This is a genomic window from Roseobacter sp. HKCCA2468 (assembly GCF_037805105.1).
Taxonomy (GTDB): Bacteria; Pseudomonadota; Alphaproteobacteria; order Rhodobacterales; family Rhodobacteraceae; genus M30B80.
In genome coordinates this window covers 108609-126770 of sequence record NZ_JBBLYN010000003.1, presented here as the reverse complement: position 1 = coordinate 126770, position 18162 = coordinate 108609, and the positions used below count along the sequence as shown (strand labels likewise).

Genomic DNA, 18162 nt, shown 5'->3' with positions numbered 1-18162 from the left:
TGCCATCCGCCTCAGGAGAAGCCCATGCCCGCACCAAGGTTAAAAGTTGTCGTTACCCGCCATTTGCCCGAAGCGGTGGAAACCCGCATGAGCGAATTGTTTGATGTTCAGCTCAATGACGAAGACCGCAAAATGAGCCGCGATGATCTGGTCGCAGCTATGAAATCAGCGGATGTTCTGGTGCCATGTGTGACGGATCAGATTGATGCAGGCATGTTGGGGCAAGCGGGCGAACGGCTCAAGCTGATTGCCAATTATGGTGCAGGGGTAGATCATATTGACGTTGCCACTGCACGCCAACGCGGGGTCTTGGTCACCAATACACCCGGTGTCATGACGGATGATACCGCCGATATGACCATGGCGATGATCTTGGGTGTTCTGCGCCGCGTGCCAGAAGGGCAGGCTGTCATGCAAACGGGCACATGGCAGGGCTGGGCGCCAACCGCCTTTATGGGGGGGCGTATCGCGGGTAAGCGTTTGGGTATTTTGGGCATGGGTCGCATCGGTCAGGCCGTGGCCCGCCGCGCGGCTGCTTTTGGAATGCAGGTTCACTACCACAACCGCCGCAGGGTTCACGCTGATATAGAGGCCGCGCTCGGCGCGACTTATTGGGAAAGCTTGGATCAAATGTTGGCGCGGATGGATGTGATTTCAGTGAATTGCCCGCACACTCCTTCGACCTTTCATTTGATCAATGCACGCAGGTTGAAGCTGATGAAGCCATCAGCGGTGATTGTGAATACATCGCGTGGAGAGGTGATTGATGAAAACGCACTTACCCGCATGTTGCGCGCGGGCGATATCGCGGGTGCGGGCTTGGATGTGTTTGAGCGTGGCCATGATGTAAACCCCCGATTGCGGGAATTGGATAATGTGATCCTCCTTCCTCATATGGGGTCAGCCACGCTTGAAGGGCGGATTGAGATGGGCGAAAAGGTGTTGATCAACATTAAGACCTTTGCAGATGGCCACCGCCCCCCTGATCTGGTTTTGCCGAGCATGCATTAAGGCAGAGATGATGAGCGGAAATAGTCGCCTCACCCCTGACAGTCCCGCCTGACCTCGCGTTCCCTCAGGCCTGTCTCGACCAACATGCATCTGTCCCGTGCTACATAGTAATAGCCACGCGCGTAATGCATGACGGCTGTGTCATAAGATCCATCTGACAGCAGCCATGCGCCGCGCAGATATTTGACCGCATAGGTGAGATTGGTGTCTGCATCCAGTAAATCGGCATCTTCACCCGTAAACCCCATATTGCGGGCTGTGGCGGGCAAGATTTGCATCATCCCGTAATAGGGGCCGTTGCGGGCATGGGCACGATAGTCGCTTTCCCGTTGGATCACGCGGTGGATCAGGGGGGCGGGCACATCATATTGGCGCGCCATTTTATTCACGAGGGCCCGAATTTCTGCTGTTTCGCCTGGGTAAAGATCAGGTTCGGGTGTGCCAATGCAGGCCACAAGCATCACGCAAAGGGCTGTGATCATAAGGCGGCGCATAGATCAATTTCCCCCGAACAGGCCGCGCAAGGCACCTTCGACCTCGTTGCGCAGTTGATTTTCGATGGCATCGCGCGCATCGCCCTCGGCGGGCAGGTTAAGCCGATCGCGCGCCTCTTGTTCCAGCCTAGCACGCTCTTCGTCAATACGGGCTTGGGCCGCAGCTTCAAGTTCTGCGCGTTCCAGTTCTAGCCGCTGATTGGCCAAATATTCTAGATCAGGTGCAAAACTGAGATCAGCCCAAGGGCCGCGCACGATGACGGGCACGGCAATATTCGACCCATCGGAGGATGTTTGCACAGCGGGGATCACGCGATATTCCACTGACTGGCCCCCAATATTGATCTCGCCCGTCCCTGTGACACCGCCCCATCCAGCGGTCAGTGTGAGGTCGTCATTGCGCGCCACACCGCCCGCAATCGCAAGGGTCGCGGTGATGCTGTCATAGACTGTGCGCGCGCCTTCGCCCCGATAGGAGCTGTCGAGATTGCGGATCATCCCCGCAAGATCAAGCCCCTCAATCGCCCCCTGACCAAAGTCAAGCGCCGCACTGCCCTCAAGGCTGTTCATCCATGCCGCTACAGACCGCCCGCCCGCTAAAATGTTGAAGGTGACGTTTCCCGTGCCTGAAAGGCGGTCATAATCTGCAAAATCTTGCAACAAGGGCTGCAATTGCACCGCACGGATCGCCATGTTGCTGGCCACGGATCCATTGCCACGGCCATTTATCACAGTTTGCCCTGCAATCGTGCCGCCATAGGCCACGGCGCGCGCCAAATCGAGCTGCAGACGTCCCGCATCAAGCGTGGTTTGCAATGCGATATCTGACAGCTGCATCATGCCTAAATCCAATTCGGCAAGGGCCAGATCAAGATTGGCATCTACCGCGAAGAGGCCCGTGAGGTCGATCTCGTCACGCGGCCATCCGCCGCCCGCGCTGCTGCCCTCGGTTGCGCTGCCTTCTGTCAGGGCGCTCAGGTCAACGCGCCCGCCTGCGATGCGGCCGGTGATATTAGGGCGCTCACCGCCTGTGCTGATCTGTGCAGATAGGGTTATGGCCGTGTCATCAAGCGCAAGGGTTGCATCCATGATCTGCGCAACGCCCTCGGGCGTCATCGCAATGGGGCCGTTCAGCGCGATACGATCGCGCCCCAATCCCGCGGGCAAAGTCACCGCTGCGATACCCGCCGCAGTCGTGATCGGGGTCAGGTCGGTGATATCGGCATTCACCTCGCCCGCAAGGCTGAGCGGGGCAAACATAAGCGCGCCGCGATATCCAAGGCTGCCGCCTGTCCAAGACAGGGACAGATCAATGCGCGCCTCACGCCCTGCAAGCGCATCGGCAAGGGTGGTGAGGGTCACATCGCCCCTCAAGCGCGCGCCATTGATTGCGGCGTTAAAGCTGCCTGTTAGACTGCCGTTCAGATCGGGCGCTTCAAGGCGAAGATTGACCGCTTCGGCCGCATAGCTTTGCGCTGTTGTGGCATCGGTATAGCGCAGGGTGCCATCGCTGATCTGTGCAAGGCTGAGGCTGATTTGCGGTAGGTCACCGCCTGTGCCTGTCTCGGCTGTGGGGGCGGTGGTTGAAAATTCCCAATTCGCCTGTCCATCCGCGTTGCGCAGCAAAATGATGTCAGGCTTTATCAGTTCCGCGCGCGCAATCCGCACCGCGCCAGAAAAAAGGGGCATGACTTCGACCCCGATATGCAAGGCCTCAGCCCGCAACATCGGGCCTTGATCCGCAGCCCAGTTAGGGTTGGAAATTTCAAAACCTTCGGCGCTGATCCCGATCATGGGGTAAAAACTTGGCCGCACTGCGCCCGTCAGGGTCACATCACGCGCGAGGCTGGCCGATAGCCGCTCTGTCGCCAATCTGGCAATCGTGTCCGTTGGAATTAACGCAATCCCTCCAACAGCCACGCCTACGAAAATCACGACAGCCAAAATGACCCGCAACACCCACTTCATCGAGAATCCCCCAAGCTATTTTTGTAACCCCAAGCACTTTGTGTTTAGCGGCTATGGTTCGGGGCCGTAAAGCCTTGGCGGTGTTTTTGTTCAAGGTTGCGCGAGGTCATGGCAGAACAAGATGAGGCTGGATGTGGCCCCGCACCGATGGTGCCCCGGTGCTTTCTTGCTTCACGATGGCCAAAAGCCACGCTATAGCGCGGGATATGACACAGAACCCACCAAATCTTCGCCCAGATCTTGCCCGTGCGCGCATAGAGGAGACGATCCGCGAGGGTCAGCCCAAAATCGGGATGGTCTCGCTTGGCTGCCCCAAGGCGCTTGTGGATAGTGAGCGGATCCTGACCCGACTGCGCGCCGAAGGCTATGGGATCAGCGCCGATTATAGCGGCGCAGATGCGGTGATTGTGAACACCTGCGGCTTTCTCGACAGCGCCAAGGCCGAAAGTTTGGACGCGATTGGCGAGGCACTGCGCGAAAATGGCCGCGTGATCGTGACGGGCTGTTTGGGGGCCGAGCCTGACTATATCACAGGCGCGCATCCGCGTGTTCTGGCCGTAACTGGCCCACACCAATATGAGCAGGTCTTGGATGCGGTGCATGCCGCCGTGCCACCCGCGCCTGACCCGTTTATCGATCTTTTGCCAAGTTCAGGCGTAAGCCTAACCCCGCGTCATTACAGCTATCTCAAGATTTCCGAGGGCTGCAATCACAAGTGCAAGTTTTGCATCATCCCCGATATGCGGGGCCGCCTGCAAAGCCGCCCCGCAAAGGCCGTGCTGCGTGAGGCTGAAAAACTGGTTGAGGCAGGGGTGAAGGAGCTTCTGGTCATCAGTCAAGACACCTCGGCCTATGGCACGGATTGGGCGGGTCGGGATGAGAAATTCCCAATCCTTCCTTTGGCGCGCGATTTGGGCCAACTGGGCGCGTGGGTGCGGTTGCATTACGTCTACCCCTATCCGCATGTCCGGGAGTTGATCCCTTTGATGGCCGAAGGGTTGGTTCTGCCTTATCTGGATATCCCATTCCAACATGCCCATCGCGATACGTTGCAACGTATGGCCCGCCCTGCGGCATCAAGTAAAACCTTAGACGAAATCGCAGCTTGGCGTGCGGACTGCCCTGAGATCACCCTGCGCTCAACCTTTATCGTGGGGTATCCAGGCGAAACAGAGGCCGAATTCCAGACCCTGCTTGATTGGTTGGATGAGGCGCAGCTCGATCGGGTCGGCTGTTTTACCTACGAAAATGTTGCGGGTGCGCGGTCAAATGATTTGCCAGACCATGTGCCGCAAGAGGTCAAGGACGAGCGTTTTGCGCGCTTTATGGAAAAGGCGCAGAGCATTTCCGAGGCGAAATTGGCCGCCAAAATTGGCACGCGTCTTGAGGTGATCGTGGATGATGTGGACGATGAAGGGGCTACCTGCCGCACCAAATCAGATGCGCCAGAGATTGATGGCAATCTCTTCATCGATGAAGGGTTCCAAGATCTCAAAGCGGGCGACATCGTGACTGTGACAGTTGATGAGGCCAGTGAATATGATCTTTGGGGTCAGATCGCCTGACCCCCACCTTTAGCGCAAGCTTGCCATCGTATCCCGCACGATTTGAATGCGGTTCGCATTGGGCGGGTGCGTTCCAAGAAAGGTTTCGCCCGGATCAGGCAGGCGGGTGAAATATTGCGCGCCACGCTCGGGATCAAACCCTGCGCGATAGGCGATGACAGTGCCCAAAGCATCGGCTTGGAGTTCGTGATCTTGGCTAAAACGGCGCGCGCCCACTGTGGCGCCAATATCGGCGGCATTTTGCACCATAGAGGCATCGCCACCCGCAATCCCTGCAAGCACGCCGAAAATTAACGCCCCCCCTTGGGCAGAGGCCCGTTGGCGGGGAATATGGCGGGCGATGTGATGCGCAGCCTCATGACCCATCACAAAGGCCAATTCGTCAATATTGCGCGCATCTTCAATCAGGCCAATCGTAAAGACCAGATATGGGTTGCCCGCATTGTCCAAGGTTTGAAACGCGTTGATGCCTGCATTTCTGTCACGCTCAATCGCAATGGTGAAATTGCAGTTTTGATCTGGTGTTTCTTGACGGCAAATATCTTCGGCAATGGGTTCTACCTTGGCGACCACTGTGCGGAAATTATTCATTGCCACATCTGGGGCCAGTTTGGGCAGATTATCGCTGCTGGCCGTGCTTGTAGGTGCGCCGCTTGGTGGGGGGCTTGTCACCTGACACGCGGCAAGGAATGCAAGCATCGGCAAAATCAGAATTGCACGCATCAGAACCAAATACCTTTTTGTTGAGGCCAACCCTATTTTGCAGCTCATTTTGAGATATCTCAATCGAATTCTCATCACGAAAGGATCACATGATTGCCAAGACGGAAATTCCCCCCTAGCGTGATCTTATGTTTAGCATTGAGCATGATTTTGACGCCACAGTTGTGACCTTGATGGATGAGGGGGAAAGCCCGCTCCAAGAGGATGTCGTGCTGACGGCCTTTGAAGAGGTCGTTCAGGTTGAACAATATGACCCGCGCAGTGATAGCATTCAGAAAATCTCAATCTCTATGGCGCAGTTGCGCGAGTTGGCGGCAGCGCTGAACTTGCCAGAAGGGGTGTATCGGATTGATCGCCCGACCCGCTAAGGCCCCTCAATGATCCCTGATACATCCCATCACGCGGCCAATTTGCGCGGCAGTTTGTTCATGGTTTTGGCAATGCTTGCCTTTACCCTTGAGGATGTCTTTATCAAGGCGGCAGCGGCGCATATCCCCTTGGGTCAAGTTATGGTGACCTTTGGGCTTGGTGGGCTGTTGGTCTTTGTGGCCATGGCGCGCCTTCGGGGCGAGGTGATCTTGCACCCTCAGGCCTTTGGTCGCGCCATGGCGTGGCGTGCCTTGTTCGAAATCACGGGTCGGGTATGTTACACGGTCGCGATTGCCTTAACGCCTCTGTCCTCGGCCAGTGCGATTTTGCAAGCCACGCCTTTGGTGGTGGCGGCAGGGGCGGTGATGGTGTTTCGCGAAACCGTGGGCTGGCGGCAATGGGCTGCGATTGGCGCAGGGTTTGTTGGGGTGCTTTTAATCCTACGGCCTGGGTTAGACGCATTTGAACCGCTGTCCCTCTTCGCGGTCTTGGGCATGATCGGCTTTGCTGGCCGTGATTTGGCGACACGCGCCGCACCAAAGAGCATGACAACGGCGCAGCTTGGCGTTTACGGGTTTATCATGCTGAGCATCGCAGGCGGTATCGTTTGGGGGTATCAGGGCGGCGTGGCCCCACTGGGCGGGGGCGGCATGGTGCTGACAGGGCCTGCCATCTTATTTGGCGTTGCCGCCTATATGTGCCTGACGATGGCCATGCGAACAGGGCAAATTGCCGTTATTGCCCCATTTCGGTATACGCGTTTGGTTTTTGCGATGATCTTGGCCGTGGCCGTGTTTGGCGAACGCCCCGATGCTATGACCTTGATCGGCAGTTTGATTATTGTCGCCTCGGGCCTTTACACGGTTTGGCAAAGCCGCAGGGCTTAGCCCATATTCACGCCCACCACTTTGTTCCGATCCGTCTCGCCGCGTATCAGCGTCAGGCATGAGGGCGCGATCCCGATTGCCTGAGCCAAGAGTTTGAGAACGGCACGATTTGCTTTGCCGCTATCGGGTGCTTGGGTGACATAGACCCGCAACAGGCCTTCTTCGACCACGATACGGTTCTGCGCGGCTTTTGGGGTGACGCGTAAATTTAGCCGTATACCGGTCTGCGCATAGGCGCTGAGGTCGGGTAGGGATTTGCGCAAGGGGTGCCTCTCAAAAGCCAATGAGCAGCAAACTTGCACTCTGTCTCTTAGGGTGCAAGATGCGCGCGGTGGATTTGGTGATGAGGAAAGGTTTGATCATGGCAACAGGGTTTTTCTGGGATGAGCGCTGCTTTTGGCATTCGGGTGGCAATTATGCCTTTCTCGCCCCTGTGGGTGGATTGGTTCAACCTCTTGCCGCAGGCGGCCTGCCCGAAAATCCCGAAACGAAGCGGCGCTTGAAAAACCTACTTGAGATCACGGGACTGTGGTCTGAACTTGCGCCCCGCCATGCGGATCCTGCAACCGAAGAAGATATTTTGCGCATTCATCCCGAAACCTATTTGCGCCAGTTTCAAGATATTTCAGCGCAGGGTGGGGGCGAGTTGGGGTTGCGCACACCTTTCGGCCCCGATGGATTCGAGATTGCGGCCCTATCTGCGGGTTTGGCCAAATCAGCCCTGTTTGCCGTGCTTGAGGGGGATTTGGAGAATGCCTATGCGCTGTCTCGTCCGCCGGGGCATCACTGCTTGCCCGATTTTCCCAATGGCTTCTGCCTCCTTGCCAATATCGCCATCGCGATTGAGGCCGCGCGGGCCGAAGGGCTGGCCACGAAATTTGCCGTGATTGACTGGGATGTGCATCACGGCAATGGAACTGAGGCGATTTTCTATGATCGTGATGATGTTCTGACCATCTCCCTTCACCAAGACCGCAATTATCCCCGCGACAGCGGTGCGTTTGAGGATCGTGGATCGGGTGCTGGGGCAGGGTTTAACCTCAATATCCCGCTGCCTCCTGGGGGCGGGCATAATGCCTATCTTGAAGCGATGGAGCGTTTGGTGATCCCCGAATTGGAACGCTTTGCGCCTGATGTGATTATCATCGCTTGTGGGTTTGACGCATCAGGTGTTGATCCTTTGGGGCGAATGATGGCAGGCAGCCACACGTTCCGTGCGATGGCAGAACAGGTGCGGGACGCGGCTGACGCGCTGTGCGAGGGCCGCCTCGTGATGGTGCATGAAGGCGGTTATTCCGAATTGCACGTGCCGTTTTGCGCCCATGCGGTTCTGGAGGTTATGAGCGGCAGTCGCATCACCGCGCCTGATCCTTTGTCAGAACGGATCACCGCACAGCAACCCGATGCGCGGTTTGATGCATTTGTGAGCGAATGGATCGCCGAGATGGAAGCAAGCCTTTCTGATATGCGCTAACAGACCCGCAAACTGATATTTGCTGCATTGCAGCACGTTGACACCGCGCAGGTTGCGGGTCAATTTGCCACAAATCTTTTTGGAAAAAGGGTGAGACCCGATGAAGAAAATCTATGGCTCTGCTGCTGAGGCTTTGGATGGCCTTTTGCAGGATGGAATGCTGATCGCGGCAGGCGGCTTTGGCCTCTGCGGGATTCCTGAATTGCTGATTGATGGCATCGTGGACAGCGGTGTTAAGGATTTGACCGTGGCCTCCAACAACGCGGGCGTTGATGATTTTGGTTTGGGCAAACTTCTGGCCACACGCCAGATCAAAAAGATGATGTCTTCTTATGTGGGCGAGAACGCAGAATTCATGCGCCAATATCTGGCGGGTGAATTGGAACTGGAATTCAACCCCCAAGGCACTTTGGCCGAACGGATGCGCGCAGGGGGGGCAGGCATTCCGGGGTTCTACACCAAGACAGGCGTGGGCACAGTGATTGCCGAAGGCAAGGACCACAAAGACTTTAACGGCGAAACCTATATCCTTGAGGAAGGGATCTTTGCGGATATCTCTATTGTCAAAGCGTGGAAGGCCGATGAAACGGGCAATGCGATTTTCCGTAAGACCGCGCGGAACTTCAATGTGCCTGCTGCGACCTGTGGCAAGGTTTGCATCATGGAGGTCGAAGAAATCGTGCCCGCGGGCAGCCTAGACCCTGATCATATCCACTTGCCTGGAATTTTCGTGCATCGCTTGATCAAGGGGCAGCATGAGAAACGAATTGAACAGCGCACTGTGCGCCAGCGTGAGGAGGCCTAATCCATGCCATGGGATCGCAATCAAATGGCCGCCCGCGCGGCACAAGAACTTGAAGACGGGATGTATGTGAACCTTGGCATCGGGATTCCGACCCTCGTGTCAAATTATATTCCAGAAGGTATGACCGTGACCTTGCAATCGGAAAACGGAATGCTGGGCATGGGGCCTTTCCCCTATGAGGGCGAGGAGGATCCAGACCTGATCAATGCGGGTAAGCAGACGATCACTGAATTGCCCCATACCGCCTATTTTGACAGCGCGACATCATTTGCGATGATCCGTGGCGGCAAGATTGCTATGGCGATTTTGGGCGCGATGGAAGTGTCTGAGACGGGTGATCTTGCCAATTGGATGATCCCTGGCAAATTGGTCAAGGGCATGGGCGGCGCGATGGATTTGGTCGCAGGCGTGCGCCGTGTTGTGGTTGTGATGGATCACACCAACAAGCATGGTGAAAGCAAGGTTTTGAAATCTTGCACCTTGCCGCTGACAGGAACGGGCGTTGTGCATCGTATCATCACCAATTTGGGCGTTCTGGATGTAGTCGAAGGCGGCCTCAAGATCGTGCAACTGGCCGATGGTGTCACCGAAGCTGAACTGCGCGCGGCAACAGAGGCGCATATTGTCTGACCTTTAGGGCTGCATGGTTGCAAAAACGCAGCCATCCATGGTCCTCCGTTTCCTAAACATAGCAGTGGACCGGTTCAGTGGGGGAGGCTCAATCCGCAAGGCTACCGCAACATGGGCCAGTTGGGAGGCTGGCAAATTGTTTCCTATGGGCGTGGCCTTAGCGGGCACGTTGATCCTTTATCTTGCCTTAGGCGCGGCGCAAATCTGATCTTTGATTGGACGGGCAGGCGGGCCGCCCTATGATCGGGGTATGGACGCATTACCTGCCCAAATTGACAAATGGTTCGCTGCGCGCGGATGGCAGATGCACCCGCATCAGCGCGCGATGCTGCGCGCGACATCACCTGCGCAGGTTTTGATCGCCCCCACGGGCGCGGGCAAAACCCTGTCGGGGTTTCTCCCTTCGCTTGTGGATTTGATCCATACGCCCAAACAAGGGTTGCACACGCTCTACATCTCGCCGCTCAAGGCGCTTGCGGCAGATATCAGGCGCAATCTTCAGACCCCTGTTGCCGAGATGGGCCTTGATATTCGTATTGAGGATCGAACGGGTGATACATCGGCCCATATGCGGCGGCGTCAACGCGCTGACCCGCCCCAGATTTTGCTGACCACGCCTGAATCGCTTGCGCTGTTATTGTCCTACCCTGAGGCGGATAAAATTTTTGCCTCGGTGAAGCGGGTTATTCTCGATGAAATTCATGCGCTGATTGACAGCAAACGGGGCGATCAACTGATGTTGTGTCTTGCGCGGCTTGCGCGGTTGTCCCCCCAGATGACCCGTGTGGGTTTGTCCGCCACAGTAAAAGACCCCTCTCAGATCGTGGCCTATTTGGCGCCTGACGGCGGGGCTGAAATCATTACCGCGCCGCAAGGCCCCGCGCCCGATATCGCAATTCTTGAGGCGGATATCCCGCCCCCATGGGCGGGGGGCGGCGGGCGATACGGCGTGCAGGCGGTCTATGACCAGATTAAACGCCATCGCGCTACGCTGATCTTTCACAACACCCGCGCCAATGCCGAGCTGTTTTTCCACGAATTGTGGCAGGCCAATGAGGACACCCTGCCGATTGGCATCCATCACGGCGCGTTGTCGCGTGAGGCCCGCGCTAAGGTCGAGGCCGCGATGAGTGAGGGCAGCCTGCGCGCAATCGTCTGCACAGGCAGTCTCGATCTGGGGATCGACTGGGGCGATGTTGATCTGGTGATCCAAATTGGTGCACCCAAAGAGGTTAAGCGCCTCGTGCAACGGATCGGGCGCGCGGGGCACCGCTTTGATCTTGCATCTAAGGCGCGTATTTTGCCCGCCAACCGCTTTGAATATCTCGAATGCCAAGCGGCGCTTGAGGCGGTGCGCGATGGCGGGCTTGAAGATGACCCCATCCGTCAGGGCGGGTTGGACGTTCTGTGCCAGCATATCTTGATCTGTGCTTGTGCAGGGCCGATTTCACCCGATGATCTTTATGCCGAGATCACCACAGCCGCGCCCTATGCGGGCGTGACCCGTGCCGAGTTTGACCGCACCTTGGACTTTTGCGCGACGGGTGGCTACGCGCTGCGCGCTTATGATCGCTGGCAAAGACTGGTCACGCGGCCGGATGGGACGCTAGCTTTGCGAGATCCACGCAGTGCGGCGCGCATCCGCCAAAATATTGGCACGATTATCGAAACCGACAGGTTGAAAGTGCGCATGGCCAAACGGCGCGGCGGGGCACCTTTGGGCGAGGTTGAAGAAAACTTTGCCGCGCAATTGCGCCAAGGTGACAGTTTCCTCATCGGGGGGCAGATCGTGCGCTATGAAGGCATGCGCGAATTGGTGGTTGAGGTCAGCCCAAGCCCCCAAAAGCGGCCGAAAATTGCAACATTCATGGGCACGAAATTCGCAACCTCGCTGCAACTCTCTGATCGCATTCTGGCGCGACTGGAAAGTGGCGATTGGTCGGGTTTGCCCGCCCATATTGCCGACTGGCTGGATCATCAGACGCGCTTGTCCCGCTTGCCGCAGCGTGACCGATTGCTGGTGGAAACCTACCCCCATGAGGGCCGCGCGCATCTTTGTGTGCATGGTTTTGCGGGGCGCAATGCACAGCAGACCCTTGGCCTTGTTCTGACCCATCGCATGGATCAAATGGGTCTTGCCCCGATGGGCTTTGTGGCCAATGATTACGCCACGCTGATTTGGGGGCTTGATCCCATAGCTGATCCAAGGCCACTCTTTGAGCCTGATTTATTGCGTGCGGCCTTTGAAGGGTGGCTGTCAGAAAACGCCGTCATGAAGCGCAGTTTCAAGGCGGTTGCGTTGATCTCTGGGCTGATCGAGCGCAGCGTGAATGGCACCAAGAAAACAGGGCGGCAGGCTGTGTTTTCGTCAGATATCCTTTATGACACCCTGCGCAAATATGACAGCGATCATATTTTACTTGAGATGACGCGCCGTGATGCGTTGCGGGGGTTGGTCGATTTTGGTCGCATTGACGAGATGTTAACCCGCGTAGGCGGGCGTATTGATCATATCGCGCTGCCCCGCGTCAGCCCATTTGCAGCGCCCTTGTTGCTTGAGGCGGGGCGCATCCCTGTCCATGGGTCTGCCGATCAACGTCTGTTGGAGGAAGAAGCCGCAAAATTCCTGCCCCAAGCCGCGCTTGGTTACAGGTGAGGGGGCTTGCCCCTGTCTTTGGCTTGGCGCATCTATAGGCGATGCAAGCCCATCTTGAATTCCAGTTTGGCATGGAACACCTTTTGGCTACGCCGCAAGGCGCGCTTTATTGGCCAAAGGCGGATGTTCTTATTGTGTCCGACCTTCATCTGGGAAAATCTGAACGGATGGCACGGCGTGGTGCAGGGTTATTGCCGCCCTATGACACCCCCGAAACCCTTGCGCGATTGACAGAAGAGATTGCCACCTATGATCCCGCTGTGGTGATCTGTCTGGGGGATAGTTTTGACGACCTAGAGGCCGCGCGGAACCTTTCGCCCTATTTGGCGCGGCGTTTAGGGCCAATCCAAGCAGGGCGCAAATGGGTTTGGATTTTGGGCAATCATGATGCAGGCCCTGTAAATCTTTCGGGCGAACATTTGGATGAATTTGAAGCGCCGCCCTTTATCCTGCGCCATATCGCGCGGGCTGATTTAGCCCTAGGGCAGTTTGAGATTTCAGGTCATTATCATCCAAAAATGCGCGTGGCTTTGCGTGGGCGTAGCTTGTCGCGCGCTGCGTTTTTGATGGATGCACAGCGCCTGATCTTGCCCGCATTTGGGGCTTATACAGGTGGTCTTTGGGCCGATGATCCCGCCTTTGCGGGGCTGTTGGGGGCAGATGCGGCGGCCATCGTTTTGGGACAGCCGCCTGTCATGATCCCGCTTAAGCGGTAAGCCCTTCGGGCTCGGGCAAGCCATGGCTGCGCGCGCAGGCGGTGAGCGTATTGGCCAAAAGGCAGGCAATGGTCATTGGCCCGACACCGCCAGGAACAGGGGTGATCGCGCCCGCTTTGGCCGCGCAGCTGTCATAATGACAATCGCCGACAAGGCGGGTTTTGCCCTCTGGGGTGGCGATGCGGTTGATGCCCACATCAATCACCGTGGCCCCCTCTTTGACGAAGTCACCCGTGATCATCTCGGGGCGGCCGACAGCGGCCACCAGAATATCTGCGCTACGGCAAATTGCGGCCAAATCCTTGCTGCGGGAATGGGCGATGGTGACAGTGCAGCTGTCGCCAAGTAAAAGTTGCGCCATAGGTTTGCCCACAATATTCGAGCGCCCAACAACCACAGCGTTGAGGCCAGAAAGGCTGCCGTGATGATCGCGCAACATCATCAAGCAGCCCAAGGGCGTGCAGGGCACCATGGATTTCTGTCCCGTTCCAAGCAGACCCACATTCGAAATATGGAACCCATCCACATCCTTCGCAGGGTCAATCGCATTGATCACAAGCGCGCTGTCAATGTGGTCAGGCAGGGGCAATTGCACCAAAATACCATGCACCGATTGATCCGCGTTTAAGTGATCAATCAAGGCCAGCAGTTCCGCCTGCGAGGTTGTGGCATCAAGGCGGTGTTCATAGGAATTCATCCCCGCCTCAACTGTGCGCTTGCCTTTTGAGCGCACATAAACCTCGCTTGCAGGATCTTCGCCGACCAACACCACAGCAAGGCCTGGGGTGATGCCATGATCTGCTGTCATTGCGGTCACATGGTCGGTCACCATTTGCTGAACTTTGGCTGAGAAAGCTTTGCCGTCAATGATATGGGCGGTCATGGCGTCATTCCTTATTCGGGGTCGTTTTTCGGTCTGTTGGAAAGGCACATATCCCCACCGCGTTACTGCTGCAACGGGCGGGGATCGCGTTTTTCAAAAAGGCGCTTAGAACAGCCCCTCGACCTCGCCTGCGTCATTCAGGCGGATATTCTCCGCACTGGGGACGCGCGGCAGGCCAGGCATTGTCATGATCTCGCCGCAGATCACAACGATAAACCCTGCACCCGCCGAAAGACGCACTTCGCGCACGGGCAAGGAATGACCTGTTGGGGCGCCACGGCGGTTTGGATCTGTGGTAAAGCTATATTGTGTTTTTGCCATACAGACGGGCAGGTTTTGATAGCCTGCATCTTCCCATGCTTTGAGCTGATCGCGGATTTTCTGATCTGCCAAAACCTCATCCGCGCGATAAATCCGCTTGGCCACTGTTTCGATTTTTTGGAACAGTGGCATGTCATCGGCATAGAGCGTTTGGAAGGCAGCAGAACCGCTATCCGCCAATTGCGCCACGCGGGTCGCAAGGTCGGTGATCCCCTTAGATCCTTCTGCCCAGTGGCGGCACAAGATGGCCTCAGATCCCAGTGATTTCACATAGTCCTGAACGGCGGCGACTTCGGCATCCGTGTCGCTGTAGAAATGGTTGATTGCGACAACCACAGGAACACCAAAACCTTTGAGGTTCTCGATGTGACGACCAAGGTTTGGGCAGCCTTTTTTGACCGCTTCAACATTTTCTGCGCCCAAGTCAGCCTTAGCAACGCCGCCATTCATTTTCATGGCCCGCACAGTGGCAACCAAGACCACGCAATCGGGCGAAAGCCCTGCTTTGCGGCATTTGATATTCATGAATTTTTCGGCGCCCAGATCCGCACCAAAGCCCGCTTCGGTGACCACATAATCCGCCAATTTCAGCGCGGTTTTGGTGGCAATGACCGAGTTACAGCCATGCGCGATATTGGCAAAGGGGCCACCATGCACAAAAGCGGGGTTGTTCTCGAGGGTCTGCACGAGGTTTGGCTGCATGGCATCTTTGAGCAGAACAGTCATTGCGCCATCGGCCTTGATGTCGCGTGCGTAAATCGGGCTGCGGTCACGGCGATAGGCCACGATCATATCCCCCAAACGGCGCTGCAAATCCGCCAAATCATCTGCCAAGCACAAGATGGCCATCACTTCGGAGGCCACTGTGATGTCAAACCCTGTCTGCCGTGGGAAGCCGTTGGACACACCGCCAAGCGAGGTCACAACATCGCGCAAGGCACGATCGTTCATATCGAGAACACGGCGCCAGACCACGCGGCGCTCGTCAATCTGCAGCTCATTGCCCCAGTAGATATGGTTGTCGATCATCGCAGAGAGCAGGTTATGCGCCGCCGTAATCGCATGAAAATCGCCTGTAAAATGCAGGTTCATTTCTTCCATCGGGACAACTTGCGCCAAGCCACCGCCAGCCGCGCCGCCCTTCATGCCGAAGTTTGGCCCAAGCGAGGCTTCGCGGATACAAATCGCGGCCTTTTTGCCAATTGCACAAAGACCATCCCCAAGGCCCACTGTGGTGGTGGTTTTGCCTTCGCCCGCAGGGGTGGGGTTGATCGCAGTTACAAGGATCAGCTTGCCATTGTCGCGGCCCTCAAGGCTGTTGATGAAATCCTGAGACACTTTTGCCTTGTCGTGCCCATAGGGCAGCAGCGCCTCATATGGGATATCCAGCTTTTCGCCGATGTCTTTGATTGGCTGTTTGTTTGCGGCGCGTGCGATTTCGATGTCGGTTTTGAAGGCCATGATGCGCGTGTCCCATTCATAGTTTGGGGTTGAGAAAAAAGGTCGAATTCAGCGCGACTATAGGGAGGCGATTCTGAATCGCGCGGACTGTTTTCGACCTTTTCGCGCCGTGGTGCGCCAGAAGCAGAGCGTGTAGAAATGAAAACACCCCCAGATCGAAACGGATCGAGGGGTGTCTTGTGGTCTAGAAAACCATGGCCGCTTAGGGCGTGGGTTCAGGCTCCATCCCGCCATCATCATTGCGCGGTTTGCGCGATTTGGTTTTTGGGATCGCGGTGATCGAGGCGCCACCGCCTGTCCCTGTGTCATCCCCATCATCGCCGCGGTTCAAAGGTTCGCCAGCGATGACACGGGTGATCTCAGAGCCTGTGAGGGTTTCATATTCAAGCAGACCTTGTGCCAAACGCTCAAGGTCATCGCGCTTTTCGGTCAAGATGCGCTTGGCGGTCTCATAACCTTGATCCACCAATTCCTTGACCTTGTCGTCAATGATCTTTTGCGTGGCCGCCGAATGGTTCGTGCCGCCGCCATAAGAGCCCAAATAAGATTGCTGCTCATTGGCGTAATCGACATAGCCTAGCTCTTCGGCATAGCCAAATTGCGTGACCATGGCACGCGCAATGCGGCTGACCTGTTGAATATCAGAGGCGGCCCCAGAGGTGACGTTCTCTTTGCCAAATACCAACTCCTCAGCCACACGGCCCCCCATCGCCATTGCGATTTTCGAGGTGTATTTTGTGTAGCTGACGGACAGTTGATCGCGCTCAGGCAGGGAAAGAACCAAACCCAAGGCACGACCGCGCGGGATGATTGTCGCTTTGTGAATTGGATCGTGCTGCGGCACGTTCAATCCAACCACCGCGTGGCCCGCTTCGTGATAGGCGGTAAGGCGTTTTTCATCCTCAGTCATCACCATTGAGCGGCGTTCAGCCCCCATCATCACCTTGTCTTTGGCATTCTCGAAATCTTCCATCGTGACAAAGCGGCGATTGACGCGGGCCGCCATCAAAGCGGCTTCATTCACCAAATTGGCCAAATCAGCACCCGAAAAGCCTGGCGTGCCCCGTGCGATGATTCGCAGATCGACATTCGGGCCAAGAGGCACTTTGCGCGCATGAACGCCCAAGATTTTTTCACGGCCTTTGATGTCTGGGTTGGGCACCTGCACTTGACGGTCGAAACGACCTGGACGCAGAAGGGCAGGGTCAAGAACATCGGGGCGGTTGGTCGCCGCCACGATGATAATACCTTCGTTGGCCTCGAAGCCGTCCATCTCAACCAGAAGCTGGTTCAAGGTTTGCTCGCGTTCGTCATTGCCGCCGCCATAGCCAACACCGCGTGAGCGCCCGACCGCGTCAATCTCGTCAATAAAGACGATACAAGGCGCGTTCTTTTTGGCCTGCTCAAACATATCGCGCACGCGGCTTGCGCCGACACCCACGAACATCTCGACAAAGTCAGAGCCAGAGATGGTAAAGAAGGGCACACCCGCCTCGCCAGCGATGGCGCGTGCAAGCAAGGTCTTACCCGTTCCAGGAGGGCCGACAAGCAGCGCACCCTTGGGGATCTTGCCACCAAGCTTGCTGAATTTCTGTGGATTCCTTAGGAATTCAACGATTTCTTCCAATTCTTCCTTGGCTTCATCGATCCCTGCAACATCGTCAAAGGTGACGCGGCCATGCTTCTCGGTCAGCAGTTTCGCCTTGGATTTTCCAAAACCCATAGCCCCGCCACGACCGCCGCCTTGCATGCGGTTCATGAAGAAAATCCAGATCCCGATGAGAACCAGAACGGGCAGCCACAGCGACAAAATGGACATGAATCCCGACTGCTCCTGTGGGCGCACTTCGACCCGCACGCCTTGGTCAATCAAGGCGGTGGCGATGTCACTGTCCGCAGGACGGGTGGTTTCAAATGTGCCCTCCGAAGTGGTGAACTGCACCGCTTCGCCATCTATCGTTGCCGTGCTCACCGAGCCTTGTTCGACTTGAGAGATGAAATCAGAATAAGCCACTGATCGGGCATTGACCGATGACTGGTTGCCGCTGAACAGATTGAACAGCGCAAGGATCAACAAAAACAAAATGACCCAAAAGGCGATATTACGAGCATTGCCCAAGAGAATTCTCCTCGCTTTCGCGGCAGCCGCGCCACATGCGCGCTTGCGTTCCCTCTAAGATAAAGAAGCTTTGGCTGACT

General features: G+C 56.5%; 16 protein-coding genes. 9 read left to right on the top strand and 7 right to left on the bottom strand.

All coding sequences use genetic code 11. The features are described 5' to 3' along the window. Positions 1–24 precede the first annotated feature (24 nt). Positions 25–1011 carry a 2-hydroxyacid dehydrogenase gene (locus AAC620_RS09210; protein ID WP_340244462.1) on the top strand — a complete coding sequence of 329 codons (987 nt, stop codon included), beginning with the start codon at positions 25–27 and terminating at the stop codon, positions 1009–1011. A gap of 29 nt (positions 1012–1040) precedes the next feature. Here AAC620_RS09210 and AAC620_RS09205 read toward each other — a convergent pair whose 3' ends face one another. After that, positions 1041–1505 (bottom strand): lytic transglycosylase domain-containing protein, encoded by a 465-nt coding sequence (locus AAC620_RS09205; RefSeq protein ID WP_340244460.1) that lies wholly within the window; start codon positions 1503–1505, stop codon positions 1041–1043. Positions 1506–1508: 3 nt separating this feature from the next. Then, entirely contained in the window at positions 1509–3473 is a 1965-nt protein-coding gene (locus AAC620_RS09200; RefSeq protein WP_340244458.1) for an AsmA family protein, read from the bottom strand. A 206-nt stretch (positions 3474–3679) separates the two neighbouring features. Between AAC620_RS09200 and rimO the strand changes: the two genes are divergently transcribed. After that, positions 3680–5038: a 30S ribosomal protein S12 methylthiotransferase RimO gene (rimO, locus tag AAC620_RS09195; RefSeq protein WP_340244456.1), complete on the top strand. Its 1359-nt coding sequence runs from the start codon at positions 3680–3682 to the stop codon at positions 5036–5038. A gap of 9 nt (positions 5039–5047) precedes the next feature. Here the strand turns inward: rimO and AAC620_RS09190 are convergent, their stop codons facing one another. Continuing rightward, positions 5048–5710: a M57 family metalloprotease gene (locus tag AAC620_RS09190; RefSeq protein WP_340244454.1), complete on the bottom strand. Its 663-nt coding sequence runs from the start codon at positions 5708–5710 to the stop codon at positions 5048–5050. A 179-nt stretch (positions 5711–5889) separates the two neighbouring features. Between AAC620_RS09190 and AAC620_RS09185 the strand changes: the two genes are divergently transcribed. Together AAC620_RS09185 and AAC620_RS09180 are read left to right on the top strand one after the other, a co-directional pair. Next, on the top strand, positions 5890–6129 hold the full coding sequence (locus AAC620_RS09185; protein WP_317655657.1) for a hypothetical protein: 240 nt from the start codon (positions 5890–5892) through the stop codon (positions 6127–6129). Positions 6130–6138: 9 nt separating this feature from the next. Then, on the top strand, positions 6139–7017 hold the full coding sequence (locus tag AAC620_RS09180; RefSeq protein ID WP_340244451.1) for a DMT family transporter: 879 nt from the start codon (positions 6139–6141) through the stop codon (positions 7015–7017). Here the strand turns inward: AAC620_RS09180 and AAC620_RS09175 are convergent. Beyond that, complete coding sequence (locus tag AAC620_RS09175) at positions 7014–7280, bottom strand: DUF167 domain-containing protein (RefSeq protein WP_340244449.1); 267 nt, start codon at positions 7278–7280, stop codon at positions 7014–7016. The two genes, AAC620_RS09180 and AAC620_RS09175, sit on opposite strands and share 4 nt — an antisense overlap. A gap of 98 nt (positions 7281–7378) precedes the next feature. Between AAC620_RS09175 and AAC620_RS09170 the strand changes: the two genes are divergently transcribed. From AAC620_RS09170 to pdeM, 5 genes are all read left to right on the top strand, one after another. Continuing rightward, positions 7379–8491 carry a class II histone deacetylase gene (locus tag AAC620_RS09170; protein ID WP_340244661.1) on the top strand — a complete coding sequence of 371 codons (1113 nt, stop codon included), beginning with the start codon at positions 7379–7381 and terminating at the stop codon, positions 8489–8491. 100 nt (positions 8492–8591) lie between these two features. After that, positions 8592–9296 carry a CoA transferase subunit A gene (locus AAC620_RS09165; protein ID WP_317655654.1) on the top strand — a complete coding sequence of 235 codons (705 nt, stop codon included), beginning with the start codon at positions 8592–8594 and terminating at the stop codon, positions 9294–9296. Between the two features lie 3 nt (positions 9297–9299). Further along, the gene (locus AAC620_RS09160; protein ID WP_317655652.1) at positions 9300–9926 is read left to right on the top strand and encodes a CoA transferase subunit B; all 627 of its coding nucleotides are present in this window, start codon (positions 9300–9302) and stop codon (positions 9924–9926) included. Positions 9927–10176: 250 nt separating this feature from the next. Further along, positions 10177–12582, top strand: coding sequence for a ligase-associated DNA damage response DEXH box helicase (locus AAC620_RS09155; RefSeq protein WP_340244445.1), 2406 nt, complete (start codon positions 10177–10179; stop codon positions 12580–12582). Positions 12583–12623: 41 nt separating this feature from the next. Next, a complete protein-coding gene (gene pdeM / locus AAC620_RS09150) occupies positions 12624–13298 on the top strand; it encodes a ligase-associated DNA damage response endonuclease PdeM (RefSeq protein WP_340244443.1) in 675 nt (224 codons plus the stop codon). On the opposite strand, the gene folD is transcribed toward pdeM, so the two are convergent. The 3 genes from folD to ftsH all read right to left on the bottom strand — a co-directional run bounded on the left by folD (position 13288) and on the right by ftsH (position 18082). After that, positions 13288–14181 (bottom strand): bifunctional methylenetetrahydrofolate dehydrogenase/methenyltetrahydrofolate cyclohydrolase FolD, encoded by an 894-nt coding sequence (folD, locus tag AAC620_RS09145; protein WP_340244441.1) that lies wholly within the window; start codon positions 14179–14181, stop codon positions 13288–13290. The genes pdeM and folD overlap by 11 nt on opposite strands. Positions 14182–14286: 105 nt before the next feature. Then, positions 14287–15963: a formate--tetrahydrofolate ligase gene (locus tag AAC620_RS09140; protein WP_340244439.1), complete on the bottom strand. Its 1677-nt coding sequence runs from the start codon at positions 15961–15963 to the stop codon at positions 14287–14289. Positions 15964–16165: 202 nt separating this feature from the next. Next, positions 16166–18082, bottom strand: a complete 1917-nt coding sequence (ftsH, locus tag AAC620_RS09135) for an ATP-dependent zinc metalloprotease FtsH (RefSeq protein WP_340244437.1) — start codon at positions 18080–18082, stop codon at positions 16166–16168. Positions 18083–18162 lie beyond the last annotated feature (80 nt).